The 18,925-nt window shown below is 38.0% G+C and carries 12 protein-coding genes and 6 pseudogenes; 1 reads left to right on the top strand and 17 read right to left on the bottom strand.

Annotation, left to right across the window (positions count from 1 at the left end; all coding sequences use genetic code 11):
* Positions 1-44 precede the first annotated feature (44 nt).
* From CWM22_06675 to CWM22_06635, 9 genes are all read right to left on the bottom strand, one after another.
* Positions 45-2,015 (bottom strand): ABC transporter permease, encoded by a 1,971-nt coding sequence (locus CWM22_06675; protein AUC91591.1) that lies wholly within the window; start codon positions 2,013-2,015, stop codon positions 45-47.
* Positions 2,016-2,768 (bottom strand): ABC transporter ATP-binding protein, encoded by a 753-nt coding sequence (locus tag CWM22_06670; GenBank protein AUC91590.1) that lies wholly within the window; start codon positions 2,766-2,768, stop codon positions 2,016-2,018.
* Positions 2,769-2,784: 16 nt separating this feature from the next.
* Positions 2,785-3,168: a NisI/SpaI family lantibiotic immunity lipoprotein gene (locus CWM22_06665; GenBank protein AUC91589.1), complete on the bottom strand. Its 384-nt coding sequence runs from the start codon at positions 3,166-3,168 to the stop codon at positions 2,785-2,787.
* A gap of 12 nt (positions 3,169-3,180) precedes the next feature.
* The gene (locus CWM22_06660; protein AUC91588.1) at positions 3,181-3,321 is read right to left on the bottom strand and encodes a hypothetical protein; all 141 of its coding nucleotides are present in this window, start codon (positions 3,319-3,321) and stop codon (positions 3,181-3,183) included.
* Between the two features lie 403 nt (positions 3,322-3,724).
* The gene (locus tag CWM22_06655; GenBank protein AUC91587.1) at positions 3,725-4,891 is read right to left on the bottom strand and encodes a carbamoyl phosphate synthase large subunit; all 1,167 of its coding nucleotides are present in this window, start codon (positions 4,889-4,891) and stop codon (positions 3,725-3,727) included.
* Between the two features lie 17 nt (positions 4,892-4,908).
* On the bottom strand, positions 4,909-5,655 hold the full coding sequence (locus tag CWM22_06650; protein ID AUC91586.1) for an esterase: 747 nt from the start codon (positions 5,653-5,655) through the stop codon (positions 4,909-4,911).
* Between the two features lie 28 nt (positions 5,656-5,683).
* The gene (locus CWM22_06645; protein ID AUC91585.1) at positions 5,684-6,508 is read right to left on the bottom strand and encodes an esterase; all 825 of its coding nucleotides are present in this window, start codon (positions 6,506-6,508) and stop codon (positions 5,684-5,686) included.
* Positions 6,509-6,622: 114 nt separating this feature from the next.
* The gene (locus CWM22_06640) at positions 6,623-7,627 is read right to left on the bottom strand and encodes a hypothetical protein (protein AUC91584.1); all 1,005 of its coding nucleotides are present in this window, start codon (positions 7,625-7,627) and stop codon (positions 6,623-6,625) included.
* A 76-nt stretch (positions 7,628-7,703) separates the two neighbouring features.
* Positions 7,704-9,038, bottom strand: a complete 1,335-nt coding sequence (locus CWM22_06635; GenBank protein ID AUC91583.1) for an FADH(2)-oxidizing methylenetetrahydrofolate--tRNA-(uracil(54)-C(5))-methyltransferase TrmFO — start codon at positions 9,036-9,038, stop codon at positions 7,704-7,706.
* 458 nt (positions 9,039-9,496) lie between these two features.
* On the opposite strand from CWM22_06635, the gene CWM22_06630 reads away from it, so the two are divergent.
* Positions 9,497-11,104 carry a transposase gene (locus CWM22_06630; GenBank protein ID AUC92858.1) on the top strand — a complete coding sequence of 536 codons (1,608 nt, stop codon included), beginning with the start codon at positions 9,497-9,499 and terminating at the stop codon, positions 11,102-11,104.
* Positions 11,105-11,296: 192 nt separating this feature from the next.
* Here CWM22_06630 and CWM22_06625 read toward each other — a convergent pair whose 3' ends face one another.
* From CWM22_06625 to CWM22_06590, 8 genes and pseudogenes are all read right to left on the bottom strand, one after another.
* On the bottom strand, positions 11,297-12,046 hold the full coding sequence (locus tag CWM22_06625; GenBank protein ID AUC91582.1) for an HAD family hydrolase: 750 nt from the start codon (positions 12,044-12,046) through the stop codon (positions 11,297-11,299).
* A gap of 182 nt (positions 12,047-12,228) precedes the next feature.
* Positions 12,229-13,430 (bottom strand): annotated as a pseudogene (locus CWM22_06620) (site-specific integrase).
* 22 nt (positions 13,431-13,452) lie between these two features.
* Positions 13,453-13,680 (bottom strand): DUF3173 domain-containing protein, encoded by a 228-nt coding sequence (locus CWM22_06615; protein ID AUC91581.1) that lies wholly within the window; start codon positions 13,678-13,680, stop codon positions 13,453-13,455.
* A gap of 248 nt (positions 13,681-13,928) precedes the next feature.
* Positions 13,929-14,178: pseudogene (locus CWM22_06610) on the bottom strand (XRE family transcriptional regulator).
* Between the two features lie 165 nt (positions 14,179-14,343).
* Positions 14,344-15,081, bottom strand: a pseudogene (locus CWM22_06605) (ABC transporter permease).
* 34 nt (positions 15,082-15,115) lie between these two features.
* Positions 15,116-15,828: pseudogene (locus CWM22_06600) on the bottom strand (hypothetical protein).
* A gap of 1 nt (position 15,829) precedes the next feature.
* Positions 15,830-16,739: pseudogene (locus CWM22_06595) on the bottom strand (bacteriocin).
* A gap of 109 nt (positions 16,740-16,848) precedes the next feature.
* Positions 16,849-18,859: pseudogene (locus CWM22_06590) on the bottom strand (peptidase C39).
* Between the last annotated feature and the right edge of the window lie 66 nt (positions 18,860-18,925).

The following is an 18,925-nucleotide window of genomic DNA, read 5'->3' as shown; positions in this document are numbered from 1 at the left end:
TTCCCCTGAAAAAGCAAGAAATCTCGCACAAGGCGAGACTTCTTCTAGCGTTCAATAATGCGGTAATAGGTGCGACTAGTCCACTTGTAAATGACAAAGTAAATCAGAGCGACTGCCAGTAGGGTAATTCCGCTGACGGTATAAATCATAAGCGAAGAGGTGACACCTAAGGTCAATAGCATTTGCTTAAGCATAACAAGAGAAATCACGAAATGCAAGGTCGCCATAGCTAGTGGCATAAAGAAGACCGTAAGTGTTTGCGAGTTAATGGTCTTTTTGACCGCTGCTGCACTCATGCCCACTTCTTGTAGAATCTTGTAGGATTTCTTGTCTTCATGCCCTTCCGAGTACTGCTTGTAGTAAATAATCAAGGCAGCACCTAGCAAGAAACTAATACCCAACAAGAAGCCTGTGAAGAGAAATCCACCTCTGAAGCCCATGATCATATTGGTAAAGTCTGTTTTCTGCATGACGTATCCTAAAGATTCTCCATTAGCATCACTGATATTATAGGCATCGCCTGCCTGCTCACCAAGAGTGGCCACTTCCTCATTGGTCATATCAGTAAAGACACGGTAGTCCAGACTAACCTGATAGCCTTGCGGATTATTTGACTCATAGTAACTGCGAATGGTTTCCAAGACACTATCATCACTGACCACCATGACGGCAGCATTGAGCGTATTAGTAATATCAGGGAAAATAGCTGTATCAAGATTTACTACATTCTCGAAAGTACTATCTCCCAAAGTGACTTTCTCTAGCAACGGCATTTCACTTGGACGGATAAAGGCAACTTGATTGGCAGCCAGCTCTGGCAGGTCATTGCCCAACTTCCGGAAATCATCTTGGGTGACGAAGTAGGTAAAGGCTATTTTGCTAAAGTCTGGATTGGCAATGGTTTCTGGACTAATGACAATCTCCTTCCCACCGTCATAGACCAGACCAGCTTGGTAGGTCAGGTAGGACAGACTATCTTCCGCTTTTTCTGGAAAATGGCTGAGCACCGATTGCTGATAGGCACTTTCACCCTGACTTCTATCCGCAACTTTGTAGGTAATAGATGTTTCCTTTGGATAAAGACCACTTGTCATGCTTGACATGCCAGTATAAAGTGAAGTCGTTGTTGCAATGGTCACAAAGGCCATGACTGCTAAGAGGGTAATATTTGCCAAACCAGTTGCATGCTGTTTCATACGGAAAATCATCTGCGACGTGGTAATGAAATGCTCTGGCGTGTAAAAATAGCCTTTGTTTTTCCGACGAGCCTTCAAATACCAAGTCATAAAGCTGATGTAGAACAAGTAGGTCCCCGCGATGACAAAGAGCACAGCGATGAAGAAACGAATGATGACGCCAACTCCTGCAGATTGAGAAGAAAGTGATAGGTAGTAACCAACCCCTAGGCTAAGTACACCGAGTGCTGCCAAGAGGAAATTCCCACGCGGCTCCTTCTCCCCTTTTTCACTAGCTCGGAATAAAATCAGCGGACTGGTCTTGCCAATAGTCCGAATAGCCAGTAATTCCAAGATAAAGAAGATACCTGCAAAGAGAAAGGCGGTCATGGCAAATGCCAGAGGTGAAATACTAAAGTGTAAGTCACTATAATTGGTCAGATTCACAAAAATCAAGTAGAGAACATTAGCAAATACACCGGCTAATGCAGAACCCAGCACAATGACCAAGAGGAAGATGAAAAACAACTCAATGCTGGCAACCAAGGCCACCTTCTTCTTGTTCATCCCCAGCATATTGTAAAGCCCGAACTCCCTAGTCCGTTGCTGCATGAGGAAATTAAAGCTATATATTTCCATAATGACCGAGAAAATGGTCAGAACAATCACGCCAAGACCGATAGAAATGGCACCTGAGCCCATGGTCTTCATTACTGGACTGAGCATGAGTAAGAACATAGAACAAATCAAGGTAAAGAGGACCAGACTGGCTAAAACAAAAGGAGCAAACACACCCATGGATTTTCGGATATTTTGTCCAGCAAGTTTGAGGTAAAACATCTATTCACCCCCTAAAAGTGCAGACATATTGAGCGAAATTTCCTTGGCAAAGTCTTGATTGCTCTTACCTGCCTTGTACAATTGGTGGAAAATCCGACCATCCTTGATAAAAAGAACCCGTTTGGCATGGCTGGCTGCGTTGGCTGAGTGGGTCACCATGAGAATGGTTTGTCCATCTAGGTTGATGTCCTCAAATAAATTCAGCAAGTCTTCCGAATTGCGATAGTCAAGGGCGGCAGTTGGCTCGTCCGCTAGGACAATCTGTGGCTGTGTAATCAAACTACGGGCAATGGCCACGCGCTGCTTTTGTCCACCAGATAGTTCAAAAGGACGTTTTTTCAGCAAATCTTGAATCCGCAGTTTTGGCACCAAGACTTTCAAACCTTTCTCCATTTCCTCATGGCTGGTACGTGCCAATACCAGAGGTAAAAAGATATTGTCTTGGATGGACAGGGTGTCCAAGAGATTAAAATCTTGGAAGACAAAGCCAAGATTACGCAAGCGAAAATCGGCCAGCTCGCTCTCCTTGATTTTGGTAATATCTTGATTGTTCAAAAGAACAGAGCCACGAGTTGGCTTGTCCAAGGTTGCTAGAATATTGAGCAAAGTCGTCTTACCTGAACCACTTTCACCCATGATGGCGATAAACTCACCCTCTTCTACCTTAAAATCCACATCTTGCAAAGCACGAGTTTCCTCTTTTGAAAAGCGCGTGCGGTAAACTTTTTCTAAATGATTGATTTCTAATAACATAGTTACTCCTAATTCCTTATTCACTGTCTAAATCAACTTGGTCAAGAACTGCTTGATAGTCGATTCGGTCTGATTCAGCAATATTATCTTCTAAATCCACCTTATAATAACCACCCTGGACACCGATGGCCCATTCCTTGTTAGAAGTAGTGTAAAGATTATTCAAGGAAACTGTTTCTTTGACAGAACTCTCTTCTTTGACAACGGGCCATTCCATAAACTTAGCTTCTGTTCCTCGAATACTATCTTCGGCAACTTCCTGCTTGCTAACGGCATAGTCTTTTCCCTTGTAATGGAAAGTTTGATAGCCCTCATCAAAGCTAAGACCTGCTGAAGAGGAAGAACAAGCAGTTAGCATTATACTGCCCAAAGCCAGCAAACCAAATACTTTCTTTTTCATAGTTTCCTCCCTCTAGTATGCCATAAATCTTATACTTTGCAAATCATGGGCGAGCTCTTCTAAGAATGAGGCTTGTTCCATGAGTTCAGCCTTTTCTTTTTCTGAGAATACTTTTTCTTCTATTCTCTTCGCTTGTAAAAATTTGAATGACATATAATTTCCTTCTTTCTGTTATTTATGAGTCTATTATAGAAAATATTCCTCCTGTGCTCTCTTACAGTTCTGATTAAAAAACTTACAGCTTTGTAAGGAAAGAAAAAGGGAGTGGGAAAGAACTCGACTGGTCAAAAAAAGAGTTCGTCAACAAGTCCTTATTTCCAGTTGTTGAGCTGAAACAGTCTATCCCCAGACTGTTTCACTCCCACCCCCGCACAGCTCAAACTGTCTGGGAGACAGTTTGAGGTTGGAAATAGAGCGAACTTTGTTCGCAACAGTCGTAATGGTCAGATTTGGAGTGTGAAACACGAACAAATCTGCCAATCAACCACTGCGCTGAGATGTTGATGCGAACTCTGAAAAGAGAGGCTGGACTTTTTGCCCAACCTCTTAATCTAGTCTATTTTGTCTTCCCAATAAAGGCAATCATGGCGTCTAATTCTTCCTTGCTCTCAGTCACGAGAAGATAAGCATCGTTTCCTTGCAGTTCCGCAAAGGCGTCTGGCATGCGTTTGACTGTCTTAATCTTACCAGCGAATGTCTGATGAATGTCATCTGCTGAGTGAACATATTCAGTCGTATCACGGCGAGTTGCGACCAAGCAGTATTGAGGCTCAAATCGACGTTCCTCAACTGTAGCACCAGTTACCACATTGGCATAGTCACGGAAAAGGTCAATCGAATAAGCATAGTTGTAAGCTTCTACAGTGAAACCGCCTGCCATACGGTTATTGTATTCAATGGCGATATAGTCTTTACCATCTTTGAAGAATTCAATGTGGAAGAAACGTTCTTTCATACCGAAGGCTTTGATAATCGCACGACCATATTTTACTAATTTCGGATCTAATTCTTTTTCAATATAGTAGGCATTATCTTTTTTGCTTTGCATCAATTCAAACGGTGTATGAACATAGGTCAAACCTGTTTCAAAAACAACATTTCCTTCATGATCGACCAATCCGTCATAGGTTGTGATGATGCTTGAATTAACAAATTTTTCAAAGAAGTAAACCGTTTGACCGTCCCAAGCATTTTTAAATGTTTCGATATCAGCTTTTTTTGTCAATTTAAAGGTTCCGGAAGCGCCGACTCCATTATCTGGCTTGGCAATCATTGGAAAACCAATTGTCTTAACAGCCTTATCAATGTCTTTCTCCGATTTGACAACCATACCTGGAACGACTGGAACCCCTGCTTTTGAGAAGAATTTTTTCATCTCTGACTTAAATTTTGTCTTTTTCAGGTGTTTGGGTTTGGTACCAAAGATATTAAATTGTTCACGAAGGGCTGCATCATTTTCAAGCCAATGTTCATTGTGGGATTCTACACGGTCAATAGGACCATGCTTGTAAATTAGGAAGGCTGCCGCACGCTTGACTTCGTCAATATTTTCCAAATCATTGACACGGAAGTATTCTGTTAAGGCATTACGAAGTTCTTCAGGCAATTGATCGTAAGGTTCTTGCCCGATACCTAGAACCGTAACGCCTTCTTTTTTAGCCAATTCAATGGTGAATGGTTGAAAATTTTCTGGATAAAAAGGTGAAATAACGAGATAATTCATAGGTAGTCCTTTCTAGCTTATAGTCCGATAGAATGAAGGAAGAATGGCATTTGCTTTCTCCACCACACCCAGTCGTGGGCCACATCTGTTCCCCAAGTATCAAACCAAGCTGGGATATTCTTTTCTTCAAAGGCACGTTTTAGGTTATAGAATGAGTCCAGACCGTCTTGCTCCCAATCGCCCAAACCTGTACAGACGATAATATCAGCCTGACGGTATTTGTCAATAAACCAACCATCATTCTGATTCCAAATGTAGTCAGACGGTGAGTTCTGATAAACAGCATCGTCATTGCCATAGTCTTGATTGTTGTTGAAGAAACGAGCATCATAGACACCTGAAAGGGCGATGACTTTTGTGAAAACATCCGGATGCTGGAGGAAGAAATTCAGCGCGTGGTAGGCTCCCATAGAGCAACCGGTCGTCATCATCCCATCGAACCAGCCAGTTTTATGTTTGATAAAGGGAATTGCTTCTTCAATCACATAGCGTTCGTAGGCGCGGTGAGCTTCTGCTTTGTCATGAATAGATTTCCAGTCTGCCAACCAGCTTTCACTATCGTAACTCGTTAAGGTGAAAAATTGAACATGACCTGCCTCGATAGATCCACGGCAAGCTTCAATCATCCCAAAATCCGCATACTCATTGTAAGAACCGCCTGATGAGGCAAAAACTACCACAGGAATCCCTGCGTGACCATAACGATTTAGATTCATTTCTCGACCAAGATTTCCAGACCAGTGACTTAAAAATTCTACATGCATATTCATACTCCTAACAATTTCTAATCTATTACCATTTTTCACTTAAAAAGCGCAAGCAATCTGGCAAATAAGTTGCCCAAGCTTCTTCACTATGGACCGCACCTGAAACGACTTCCAAGGCGATATTGTCTAAATCCACTCCGCCAGCGATCAATTGACGATAGTAAGTCAGAGAGGAATTGATATAGGATTGCTTGATATTACCTGCCATCAAGGTTTTATCTGTATCATCGGCTTCTTCTGTTCCAACGTAGATATAAACTCGTTGGTCCTTGTCTAAGTTTTGGCGTTCAATATAGAGGTCAAATGCTTCTTGATGAAGCCAGTTGGCAGATGAAAAGACACCCAGACAGCCAATCTGGTCTTGATAAGCCAATCCCATAAATTGTGTGATATTACCACCTAAAGATGAACCAATCATAGCTGTGTGGGCCTTATCAGACTTAGTACGGTATTCTTGATCGATAAAGGGCTTCACCACATCCATGACAAATTCGGCATATAAGGTTCCCTTGCCACCAAACTGAATGCCTGGAATCCCCATTTCGCTAAACTTCCATGCGGCATATTCATGCATCCGTTCAGCACCATCGTTGTCAATCGCTACGATAATCATCTTGGCAATATCGGGATTTCGCTTAATAGTTGGGATGACTTTCCATGAATGACCTGAAAAAGCTTCCTTACTGTAGAGTACATTTTGCCCATCGTGGAAATAAACAACGGGATAGGTCGTTTCCGTATTTTCTTCGTAACCTTTTGGTAATAAGACACGGACACGACGCTTTCGACCAGTGAATGGAACGTCTAATTCATGGGTTTTCATATCCAAATAAAAATAGGACTTGTTCATATACATCTCTTTCTAACAGTATTTTTAGTATTATACCATAGTTTTTCTGGAATATTCAGAAAATTTAGTTATTTGTTTGCAATTTTCGGATTTTCCGAACATAGTTAGTTAATGTCACAGAATTTTCTCATACATTTGGCGGTAATGATTCAATTCTTTTTCTTCTTGTTGTGTGATGTCTTCAAAAATATCTAGCAAAATGGTACCTTTATCTCGTTTCCAGGTTGCCACCAATCGTCCTTTATAAAAGACAACAGGTTTGACAATACCCGTCAAAGTATAGATATTACGGATGTACTTAGGATTAAAAAAGGGATTAGCTTTCTTTTCATAACCTAGCAAAAGTTGGTCAAAGCCTGCAATGAAGAGGCAGTCAGGTAGGGCGGCTTCTTCTAATTCTCCCAGATAAAAGCGTTCTTCCCCTGCTACCTCAACGGTTTTTAAATCTAATTGCTCCATCCAATTTAGGACCGTAGATTTATTTTCCTTGAAATAGTAACGGGCATCGGCTAGGCTGACTGGCCCAAAACCTGCAAAATACCGTCGAGCAATTTCCAGCTCTGCTTTTTCCCGAGAAAGTGGCTGAAAGTCTTTCAGACGATGAAAACGCTTGGCACCATATTCTTGATAGACTTCCCCACGCTCGACCATGTAGCGAAAGAGACCGCCCCAGGCATTAAAGACCTGCTTCTCTTCTTCCAGTGTCATTTTCTCGGATCGGCAAAGGGACTTGAGTTCCTCGCGGGTCATGGGACCTTGTTCAAGGGCTTCTAAAATCAGCTGGTGATATTTCTGCCTGGTCTGAGGACTAAAAACGTCCCGTCCTTCTATCTTGAAATAGTCGGTGCTGGCCAGCCGCCCCTCGTGGATATAGAGAGAAATTTCCGACTTGAGATAGGCATGAACCGTTCGCCGAATGGACCACTGACGAGTCAGCTCCTCCTGCCAGCTCCCCTCATGAAAATCCTCCGCTGTCATACGGTTACGAAATCCGACATGAACATAGGGCTGAAACTGAGCCTGCAAACCGTTGAGGTTTTGGCAGATTTGCTGAACAGACTGTCCCTCCAGCAAGCCCTGCTTCTTGAGAACAATCCCCTTCCAAGTCTCCTGATTCATAACTTCCCTCTTTCAACTTTACTAAGTCCAGTATATCATAAAAGACACCCGAAGGTGTCTAAAATAGCTAATCATCTTAGTAAGCCAAAAACTCTTCCAAGTCCTTGAGGGAACGTTCTGCTATTGCCTCATAACGCTCCTTCTTATCACGGATACGCGGACCGTCCAGCTCCTTGATGATACCAAAGTTGACATTCATAGGCTGGAAGTGCTTGCTTTCGGTGTGGGTGATGTAGAATGGCAGAGCTCCGATGGCTGTGGTCTGTGGGAAGATGACCGGCTCCTCGCCTCGGAAACGGCGAACAGCGTTGATACCGGCCACTAAGCCAGAGGCGGCAGACTCAACATAGCCTTCTACTCCTGTCATTTGACCTGCAAAGAACAGATTTGGATTTTTCTTGGTCGCAAAGGTCTGTTCCAATAAGTTTGGCGAATCCATATAGGAATTGCGGTGCATAACGCCGTAGCGGACAAATTCAGCATTTTCGAGTCCTGGAATCATTTGGAAGACCCGCTTCTGCTCGCCCCACTTGAGATGAGTCTGGAAGCCAACAATATTGTAAAGGCTACCTGCTGCGTTGTCCTGACGGAGTTGGACAACAGCATAGGGGGTCTTGTATTCACCGTCACGAGGTCCCTTGTAATCTTCTGGATACTCTAAACCAACTGGCTTCATTGGGCCATAGAGCATGGTTTTGATACCACGTTTGGCCATGACCTCAATGGGCATACAGCCTTCAAAGTATTTTTCTTTTTCAAAGGAATTGAGCGGTGCTTCCTCGGCTGAAATCAAGGCCTCATAGAAAGCGGTGAACTGCTCCTTGTTCATCGGAGCATTGAGATAGGCAGCCTCTCCCTTATCATAACGGGACTTGAGATAGACCAAATCCATGTTAATGGTCGAGCTATCCACAATCGGTGCTGCCGCATCGTAGAAGTAAAAACCATCACCACCATTAAGCGCGTGAATCTTCTCCGCCAAGGCGTCAGATGTCAAAGGCCCCGTCGCGATAACTGTGATAGCATCGTCAGGAATCTCTGTAATCTCGCCACGAATGACCTCAATCAGTGGGTGGCTGTGAATCTCATCAGTAACTGCTTGAGAGAAATTCTCACGGTCCATGGCCATGGCACCCCCAGCAGGCACACGGTGAGCCTCTCCGGCACGCATGATGATGGAATCCAAGCGACGCATTTCTTCCTTGAGAAGACCGACAGCGTTGGTCAAACTATCGCCACGGAAAGAGTTGGAACAGACAAGCTCCGCAAACTTGTCGGTCTTGTGCTGGGGCGTTGGTTTGACACCACGCATCTCGTAGAGTTTGACAGGAATGCCACGCTTGGCAATCTGATAAGCAGCTTCTGAGCCAGCCAAGCCAGCTCCAATAACGTTAATGTGGGTTTGAGACATGAAACTAATACCTCTAGCCAGAATATCTGACTACTGTTTGGGAATAACCCAAAACAGAACCTTTCTAAATTTTATACCTATCTAGTATACCAGAAAATGGCTAGAAAAGACAAAACTACCTTCATTGAAATGAAAGTAATTTCACCTTTTTACATAATATATTTTATGTATATTCTTTACGGGAGTTTGACAGTTTGAAACCACCAAAAGTGTCACAAACGTTGATGTGACGCTATTTTTTTGTCAAATTCTCGCACATTTTTATTGCGTACTTTCTCGTACTGTGGTATAATAGAGTGAGGTGCGAATCCATGAGAGTTAAAAAATCAGTATCTAAAAATACTATCAACTATGCCATTATCAAAGATATCAAGGTCGGAAACAAACGGACATCAACCATTGTCGAAAATCTCGGCAATCATGAAACTCTTCAACAGCTACATCCCGAAATGGAACCAATGGAATGGGCAAAATTGCGGGCTAAAGAGTTAACCGAACTTGATAAAGAAGATAAACAAGAAATATTAGTCAAACTTCATGAGAATAAACAGTTGAAACAAAATCAACGAAATGAATATCATGGGGGATATTTATTTCTACAGAATATCTATTATCAGTTGGGATTGGATAAAATCTGTCAAGATATTCAGAAGAGGTATCACTTTAGTTTTCACTTAGATACCATTCTTTCTCGTCTCCTCTACGGCAGAATCCTATTCCCATCCTCTAAACGGTCTACTGCTCATTTTTCACAAACTCTCCTAGAACCTAAAACTCTGGAACTCCAGCACCTCTACCGAGGATTAGAAATTATTGCCAAAGAAACTGACTTTATTCAAGAACAACTCTATAAAAACTCAACTGCACTTTCCTCTCGTAAAACTGATGTCCTCTATTACGACTGTACAAATTTCTATTTCGAAATTGAGGAAGAAGATGAGGAGGGGCAACTGAGACAATATGGCTATTCTAAGGAACATCGACCGAATCCAATCGTTCAAATGGGGCTGTTTATGGATTCTCAAGGAATTCCATTAGCTTTCTCCGTCACACCTGGTAATACGAATGAACAAACGACTATGAAACCTTTGGAGAAGAAGATTATCAAGGATTTTGAAAAAGCTCAATTTGTGGTCTGTACAGATGCTGGACTATCTTCTATTGGAAACAAACGCTACAATAATATCAGCGGGAGAGCCTTTGTCACAACTCAATCTATCAAAAAGTTAAAGAAAGAAGACAAAGACTGGGCTACAGCTTCTACAGGTTGGCGGTTGATGGGAGATAAGTCCGAGACATTCTATGATATTTCTGCACTAGATGAAAGTAATCAAGACTTTCTCTATAGACAAGTCTTTTACAAAGAATGCCCCTTACCACAAGATGGGCTAGAAGACCAACGATTGATTGTAACCTTCTCAGCTAAATACAGAGATTACCAAAGAAAGATACGCGAACGCCAGATTCAACGTGCCTCAAAATGGATTGGAAAACCAGCTGACTACAAGAAGAAACAATCTACAGATCCTAAGCGTTTCCTAAAAGTAACAGAGACAACAAGGGATGGAGAAATAGCTGAGAAAACGTTTATTGAGTTGGATGAAGAACGAATTGTTTCTGAAGCTAGATTTGATGGAATTTATGCGGTAACAACAAACTTAGACGATACGATTGAGACCATTGTTTCCATTAATCAGAGAAGATGGGAAATTGAAGAATGTTTCCGTATTATGAAGCATGAATTGAAAGCTAGACCAGTTTATTTAAGTCGAGAAGATCGCATTTCTGCTCACTTTACAACTTGCTTTCTTGCTCTTATACTCTATCGTTACTTAGAGCTGGCGGTTCAGAAGCAATTCACATGTACTGAACTCATTGAAACCTTACGTTCATACACCTTTAAGTATCTGCCTGGTTTTGGTTATCTACCTAACTACACTCGGACGGCTATTACTGACCAGCTGCATCAGACATTTGGATTCAGAAGTGATTATCAAATTCTAAGCGAAAAAAAGATGAAAAAAATTTTACAATCGTCAAAATCGAGAAAAAGTACGCATTTTTGATATAAAAAGAAAACCTCGCTAAACCCTTGATATGCATAGGGTTAGGGAGGTTTTTGTCTTGTAAAACTGTCAAAGACGGGAGTATACCAGAAAATGGCTAGAAAAGACAAAACTACCTTCATTGAAATGAAAGTAATTTCACCTTTTTACATAATATATTTTATGTATATTCTTTACTATTCTATCGCTTATTTACAATAGCTCCGCTATATCTCCAACAACCTCAAAATTCCAACCAAGTCTCCTATAAGAGTCGATTTCTTCCTGACTATACGGGAAAGTATTCAGCAAAATGGAATCCATTCCCAATTCATGAGCAATAGCTATATCGGATGTCAAATCATTACCAACCATAACCGTTTCTTCAACATCAAGATTATTTTCCTCTAAAACCAGTTGAAGAAATGCTGGTTCAGGCTTCTTCATCTTAAAGTCAGAAGAGATATAAATTTTTTCCATCAAATCCGCACAACCTGTCTGTTCAATTTCTGCCTGAGTAAAAATTCGTTGAGCATTGGAGAGAATAAATAATCGCACTTCTCTGTCCTTTAATATCTGTAGACTAGTTAGGGTATTTTCATAAGCTTCTAACTTTTCACGTGAAAGCACGCGGAAAATCGTGGCTACTACTTGCCCAAAAGTCTCTAAATCAGTCGGCTTATTGGTACTTTGGTTTTCATTTGGTGAATCCGTTAATAGGCGAATGAAGATTGTTTCTAAATCAATTTCGACATACTGATAACTCACTGTTTCCGCGAGAGATCTCTCTGCCTCTTCTACAAAACGATGATAGGCATTTTTCAACTGGCGCGGTCGATAGGAACAACCAAAAGCATTGTAAATCTGTGTTAGCTGATTCCAGACCTCTAGTTTATTCTCATCTGTACGAATGTCAACCAATGTACCATAAAAATCGAAGATATAGTTTTTGTAACTTTTCATGTCTTTCTCCTAATCTTTAGACAACATGTTTTATATTATACCTCACAACGAAAACGTTTGCAACAATAGAACGAAAAAACCTACCACATTAAGTGATAGGTTTTTATTTTGATTGGAAACTCTATTATTTAAGAGTAACAATTGCACAACCTGTTAAATGTGCAGTATCAAGGGGTTTGAGTTCATAAATTTGAAGTTTGGCAGGAATTTTGGCATAAAATTGAATCCAATCCTGCACTTTTTATATTTTGTGTGATTTCTTCAGAAACTGTTTTATCTAAAGCATTAAACCAATGACTATATGTGTTCAAAGTTGTTGATTTATCAGCATGTCCCATTCGTCTTGCCACATATAAAATATCTTTTTTCAAAACATTTATTAGATAAGAAGCATGACTATGTCTAAGACCTTTCCCTGTTATAACAGGCACTCCTACTTGCTGCGCTTTACGTTTGATGATACGACAAATGGTTGATTTACAAAAAGGATCTCCAAATCTTGAAATGATAAAATCTGTCTCTTGATTTGCAAACTGATTTTTTCGCCAAACTTGAAGTACTTCAATAGTAATATCATCCAATTCAATAAGTCGTTCACCTGCTGGAGTCTTTGTTTGGTCTTTACGATACCAATTTCCATTTTCATCTTTCTCCAAGGTTGTATGTACCTTTAGAAATTTATTTTCAAAATCAATATCTTCCCAACATAAAGATAAACCTTCACTCACTCGTACACCTGTCATATAATATAACCAGATGGCAGTAAATCGTTGTAATTCTTCATAATCATGTAAGTCAAATGATTTGACAAATGTCTGAAACTCCGCATAGGTCCAAAATGGAGTTTCTGGATGCTTACCTCTAGGATTATCTAATGCTTTACAAGGCATATCTGAAATATAGCCAAGTCTTTCTGGCATAACCCATACAAGCTTTAAACCTTGACCATAAATTTTTCGCATAGTTTTCAGAATAATTTTCTATGATATGTAATCTAAAGCCTCGCAATCTCTAGGAGTTATTGCTTTTAATGGCTTTGAACCAAAATATTGAATAAAAAGTTTATGATGAGGAAGAGCCGTCTTATATGTCACAGACTGAACTTTTTGCTTATACGCTCTTAAATAAATTTTGTTCATATAGTTTTCAAAAGTCATATTGTAATTTTCTAAACTGACTTTGTTGGCAAATTCATATTTTATACGAACTAATTCGTCATATGCTTCTTTCATTGTTTCAAAGTTTTACCATATTGATTTTTTCTAGCTTTCTTTTGTACCCTTTTGCCAGTTACTGGGTCGATTCCAAGATCAATCTGATAAAATATCTTTCCCTTATTATCACAATAAACACCTTTGTATTTTTTACTACTTTTTGTTACCATTTGGATTCTCACTTTCTAAATGTTATTTAGATAGTGGAATCCCTATTAATTGTTCCACAATTTCTGCTGGTGCGATACCTAGTCTTCGATTGTCAAAGGGCGATTTACTTAATTGTACCGCATTATGGTCAACTTTGCGAGCTTCTTCAAACTTTTTTACAGCAATTCTTTTAGCTTCTCGAATAATGTCTCTAGAGGTATGTTCAGGAAATCCTAAATTCATTAAATCTTTATATGTAGCAGTTCTCATACACTTTTCTCCTCAAATCACTAAGTTTTTTTACACGCTAGATGAGATTTGAATGGTTAGTTCAATCATGGGAATTTCACCCGCTGTCCTTTTACGATGGCAGCCTGAACGGTCAGAAGTATCATTATCATTATTTGTGTCATGGCAGATAGGTTACCATCCTATTTTTGAATAAATGATTTTCGCTCATTTCCTGGCGCATTACATTCTATTGCTCAACAAATAAATAAAGTCCCACCTAGAATTATTCAATTGTCAATGAACAAATCAGGAGGACTATTTAAATTATTCTTTATTCGGTGGGGAAAGTCAGTTTGCCCCAACAAATAATCTGTACTGACGTTGTAAAGATTCGAGAGTTGTATTAGCACTTCAGCCGATAATGTATGTTCACCTCGCTCAATCTTTGCGTATGCTGAACGTGTAATACTAAGATATCGGATACATTCTGCTGATTAAGTCATAATCCTCTCGTATATCTCTTATTCGCCGATACATTAAGCTTTCTCCTAAGAAAAAGTATACTGTACAAATTATAAAAAGACGGAAAATGGTCCAGCTTGGACCAAACAGATTATTAAAAAAGAGGAGTACCTCTCCTCTTTTTTAACTCCTATAAAAGCCTAGTGACTTGTATGTTATATAGAAGCGATTTATTTAAAACTAATTATTTTTTTCCAAAACATCTACTGTTAATTTATAAAAAAGGATAGAAAATATACTATTTACTACCAGAAAAATAGATAAATTACCAAAAGACATATCTGTTAATGCTCTACTTCGGAGTGCAACCATTGGCTGAGAATAAGGGGAAAAATTTTGTTAAATCTTCATTGATAAAGATAAGTACAAAATTCAATACACTTCCAACTGTCGCAATTCCAATACTTTTACTGAAATTTCTTGTTTTCACTGTTATATACGATTGAAGAATAATTATTGGAACAGATGCTAAAAGTGACAATAATAGCCATTTAATATACGTCTGTAAACTCAAATCCAGAATAATTTCCATCAGCATGAATTGCTATAATAAAAATAATTAATAATACTAGTTGAACTGGAAGAATAATGAAAAAACTACACAATAATTTACCAAAATACAATTTCCACATTGAGACTTGGTTTGCTTTCAACATTTCAAGGTTTTTTCGTTCAAATTCAGGTATAATCAGTAAACCAGCAATAATAGCAAGCATCGGAGGATAGAGCAAGGTGCTATTATAAAATGTTAATTGTCCCCATAAAACCAGTGATTGTGTTCCTTCAACTAAAACATCCCTATTAGAAAAATATATTCCTAACCCAATAAAACTAGAAAAAGTCAGAAAAGCCATTCCAATCAACCAAAAGTTGGATTTTTCTAGCTTTTTTCCATTCTGCCTTAAAATAACTTCCCATCTTTATTCCCTCTCTTTCTCAAAACGAGATTGGCTTATAGCATACAACAATAAACAATAAACAAATAAATTATCAACTTCCAAAATAATTGACTATCAAAAATGTATGCAAACTCCCCGCCACCAAGAGACTGATATTTATAGGGTGCTAAGCTACCAAATCCTGTTATAGGATTAATCAAACTACTGAAGCCATAACTTCTTGGAGTCAAAACAATGCCTAAAAAACCACCTAACAAACCTAATGCCAATAATAGACCCTGTTTTTCTACTACTATAGCTAAGAATAAATAGATACAAATCAAAGAATATACTGAAAGAAATTGGGCAAAAAGTTGAAATAAAATAACTGAGAACGGGATTCTGATGCCTACTTGTTGACCAAAAATACAAATAGCAATGACTTCTAGAATTGACATGAAGCTAAAATAATAACCATAAATAAGAATTTATTGGCAAAAATAGTTAGAAGATTATGACCATTTGAAAATTGCAACTTAAAAGTCTGACCCTCACGCTCATTCCATACAATGCGAGCAGGCAAATACACAAACTGCTATAGGAAGCATGAGGAGGTTGACATTTTGATTGCTAAATAAAATTTCTACCCCTTTTAATTCTGGATGGGAAGAATGCAGAATTAAACGTAACGATATTCCATAGTGTGTCGCAACAATAATCAAATAGTTACTATTGAAAAAGATTTTGTTCGTTTACTTTTTAACCATTCAATGTATATACCTCTCATGCTACACCTCCTTGGTTAACTCTAGAAAAATATCTTCTAGTGTTTCACTCTCTCTGACCACTCTAAAAATGCGATAACCACTCTTGGTTAAATAACTTACTACATCTGCTAATTTAAATTATCCAATATCGCTTATTTTGACATAACTTGCAGTTGCACCTAATACTTCTACTGAACCGAAACTCAACCAAACTCTGAACTATATTATTTCTGAGAAAAATCTCCACCAATCTCCACCCACCTATTAGCTTTAATAGCTTCGATTTCTCCTTCATAAACCAAACGTCCGTGATTGATAATTCCAACTCTGTCTGCAATATACTCAATCTCTGTAAAGAATATGACTAGAAATAAATACTGTCAATCCCTCTTCTTTAGCTAATTTAACAATTAATTCTCGAATTTCATGAATGCCGCTGGATCAAGACCATTGGTCGGCTCATCAAGTAAAGAATTTTGGGTTTCTTAACCAACGCAAAAGCAAGTGCTAGTCTTTGTTTCATACCAAGTGAATAATCCCTCACAAGTTTTTTCCGATTTTTTTCTTCTGACAATCCCACTAACTCTAATGTTGGCCAAATATTTTCTTTTGCGAATCCTACCATCTTCTGAAAGACCATTAAATTTTCATAACCTGTAAGATTAGGATAATAAGAAGGTTCCTCAATCATTGACCCAATTTGTTTTAGATAGCCTTTGCCATTTTGTATATTAGAGCCAGTTACTATGATTTCTCCCGAAGTAGGACTAATCAGAGACAATATCATTTTCATAGTTGTTGTTTTACCTGCCCCATTTGGTCCAAGAAAACCGTAAATTTCACCCTCTCGGACGGTAATCTTTTCTAAGTCTACCGTGGTAATATCTTTATACACTTTTGATAGTCTACGCAATTCAATTACATTTTTCATCTCTACATACCTAATATAAGCCTACTCTTAGGGCTCTTCCTCTCTTTTTTATTTCACTACTATTGTACTGTCACAAGTTAAAGATAACATTAAGAGAACTGGGGTTTACTTAAAAACTAGAACAAATAAATTTTCCATAATTTACATTTGTTTCCATGAGATTCTTATGACTATCTTTAATCACTTCACCAGACTCCTCATCAATGAATATAACATTGTCAACAAAATTCACAATATCTAAATGGTGACTTACAATCAGCATTGTTTTATCCGAATACCTAGAAGACTGTAATACCTATAAATTCTATTTTTTACTGTGTTCATCCAAATTACTAAACGCCTCATCCCAAAAAACAATGCCGTTATCTTTTATCAATGATTTTGCTATAAGTAATTTCTGAATTTGTCCACCTGATAAATTTTTCCCCTGTTTTAACAATTTAGAATATATTTTGTTAGGTAGCTGAGAGATTACTTCATCCGCTGCCGTATCTTTCAATATTTGATAAAGAGGAGATAAATCATTAGAAGTCCATTCAAGATTTTCTAAAATACTTCCTTTTCTAAGCGTCATATTCTGTAAAACCACACTTATATAATCCTCAAATCCTACGATTCATATCTAATAGAGCCATTATAACGAAGCATGCCTGCTAGAAGTAACAGTAATGTAGATTTACCACTCCCCGATTTTCCTACAATAGCAATTTTTTCTCCTTTTTTGACTGTAAGATTAATATTTTTATAGATTGGTTTATTACCATAAGAAAAGTTTAAGTTATCAGTCTGTATTAAATAATCGTTTGATTCTGAACTCGGTACAGTAATTGGTGCTGAGTCTTTCAACAAATCACTTTGCTTTTCAGCGTAAATCTCCAATCGAAGTATTTCGAAAATTGCTCCTTTCACCTGTTCAATTGCCGAAATCAATAATGAAATGCTAGTTTGATATACAAGTAAGTCCGAAAGTGATACTTCTATATAGTTATTGTAAACTGATATAACTATAATAGAAGATAAACTGATGTAGTTAAATATAGTTCCAATCAATTGAGATAGATTTTCAATTCTCAAAATTTGAGAGTATTTTGTTGTGACTTTATTATTGACTGTCACCCAAGAATTGAAAATTTTATCTTCTTTTCTCATTATCTTTATATAGTCAATATCGTCCAAATCGGTTTGTAATTCCGAATTAAAATCGATAAGATATTGCAAATACGTTTGATTGTATTCGCTTTGTTTATAATATAACAGTATCGAAAATATACTATAGACAGAGATCATCACAACTAAAATCACTGTTAATTTTACAGAGATTGTCATTAAATAGATAAAAATTACCAAGGCTGAAATTAAACTTATAAACGACGGTATAATTTTTAATGTAACATTATCTCTTAATATTGATTTTAGATTAATCTTTTCAGAACCCCACCACTTAAATGATTGCGAAAATATAACAAAGGCTTCTTTAAAAGCCTTATAAATAACTCTTTACTATAATATTTGTCAAAATCCCTATTATACTTATTCAGCGCCTTATTTTTTACAAAATATCCAAGCAGTTGAAAAACAAGAACAAAACTTAGTAAAAATAAATTTGCACTGAATTTGAACTCATCTGTTAGCATTTGTCTTAAATTTATTGAAAACAATAGTACACTTGCTTGAATAAATAACAAAGATTAAATAAATAAGGAAATGGGTTTGACCTGAAGTGTCTTCTTAAAATAACTCCAAAAAATGGGGTTATATCTTTCTGGCTTAAACTCGTTACCTTTATTTACCATAATCATCGTTCCAGAATAATGTTCCATAAACTCACTTTTATGGTATCTAATTCGGCCAATTGCAGGATCTACAATTAGGACTCGGTCAGTTTTAATTTTTTCTAGAACTACAAAATGATCGTTATTCCAGTGAATAATCATTCTTCTTTTGGTTTCTTCGTAAATTTTCAATAAATCATCAAATGAAGTTCGATAAGCATTTATAGTCACTCCAAATCTATCATTTAAAGTTAGTAGATAAGATAAACTTAGACCATCTGCTGGTAATGAATCTTTATTACAGACTTCATGTAAAGGGATTCGGTGTCCAAGGTCATTCAACATCATAGTATAACAAGCTAGAAGACAATCTTCTTCATTGTTTTTGCAAAATAATCTTCATCGTCTTTCTTC

It is taken from the genome of Streptococcus suis, from assembly GCA_002831545.1.
GTDB lineage: Bacteria > Bacillota > Bacilli > Lactobacillales > Streptococcaceae > Streptococcus > Streptococcus suis_P.
Note: the sequence above shows the minus strand (reverse complement) of the source record. Positions and strands in the feature narration are given on the sequence as shown.

What these genes read in the sequence shown, in the direction of transcription:
- CWM22_06675 (AUC91591.1), bottom strand. Translation starts at nt 2,015, where the DNA reads ATGTTTTACCTCAAACTTGCTGGACAAAATATCCGAAAATCCATGGGT.
- CWM22_06670 (AUC91590.1), bottom strand. Translation starts at nt 2,768, where the DNA reads ATGTTATTAGAAATCAATCATTTAGAAAAAGTTTACCGCACGCGCTTT.
- CWM22_06665 (AUC91589.1), bottom strand. Translation starts at nt 3,168, where the DNA reads ATGAAAAAGAAAGTATTTGGTTTGCTGGCTTTGGGCAGTATAATGCTA.
- CWM22_06660 (AUC91588.1), bottom strand. Translation starts at nt 3,321, where the DNA reads ATGTCATTCAAATTTTTACAAGCGAAGAGAATAGAAGAAAAAGTATTC.
- CWM22_06655 (AUC91587.1), bottom strand. Translation starts at nt 4,891, where the DNA reads ATGAATTATCTCGTTATTTCACCTTTTTATCCAGAAAATTTTCAACCA.
- CWM22_06650 (AUC91586.1), bottom strand. Translation starts at nt 5,655, where the DNA reads ATGCATGTAGAATTTTTAAGTCACTGGTCTGGAAATCTTGGTCGAGAA.
- CWM22_06645 (AUC91585.1), bottom strand. Translation starts at nt 6,508, where the DNA reads ATGAACAAGTCCTATTTTTATTTGGATATGAAAACCCATGAATTAGAC.
- CWM22_06640 (AUC91584.1), bottom strand. Translation starts at nt 7,627, where the DNA reads ATGAATCAGGAGACTTGGAAGGGGATTGTTCTCAAGAAGCAGGGCTTG.
- CWM22_06635 (AUC91583.1), bottom strand. Translation starts at nt 9,038, where the DNA reads ATGTCTCAAACCCACATTAACGTTATTGGAGCTGGCTTGGCTGGCTCA.
- CWM22_06630 (AUC92858.1), top strand. Translation starts at nt 9,497, where the DNA reads ATGGAATGGGCAAAATTGCGGGCTAAAGAGTTAACCGAACTTGATAAA.
- CWM22_06625 (AUC91582.1), bottom strand. Translation starts at nt 12,046, where the DNA reads ATGAAAAGTTACAAAAACTATATCTTCGATTTTTATGGTACATTGGTT.
- CWM22_06615 (AUC91581.1), bottom strand. Translation starts at nt 13,680, where the DNA reads ATGAGAACTGCTACATATAAAGATTTAATGAATTTAGGATTTCCTGAA.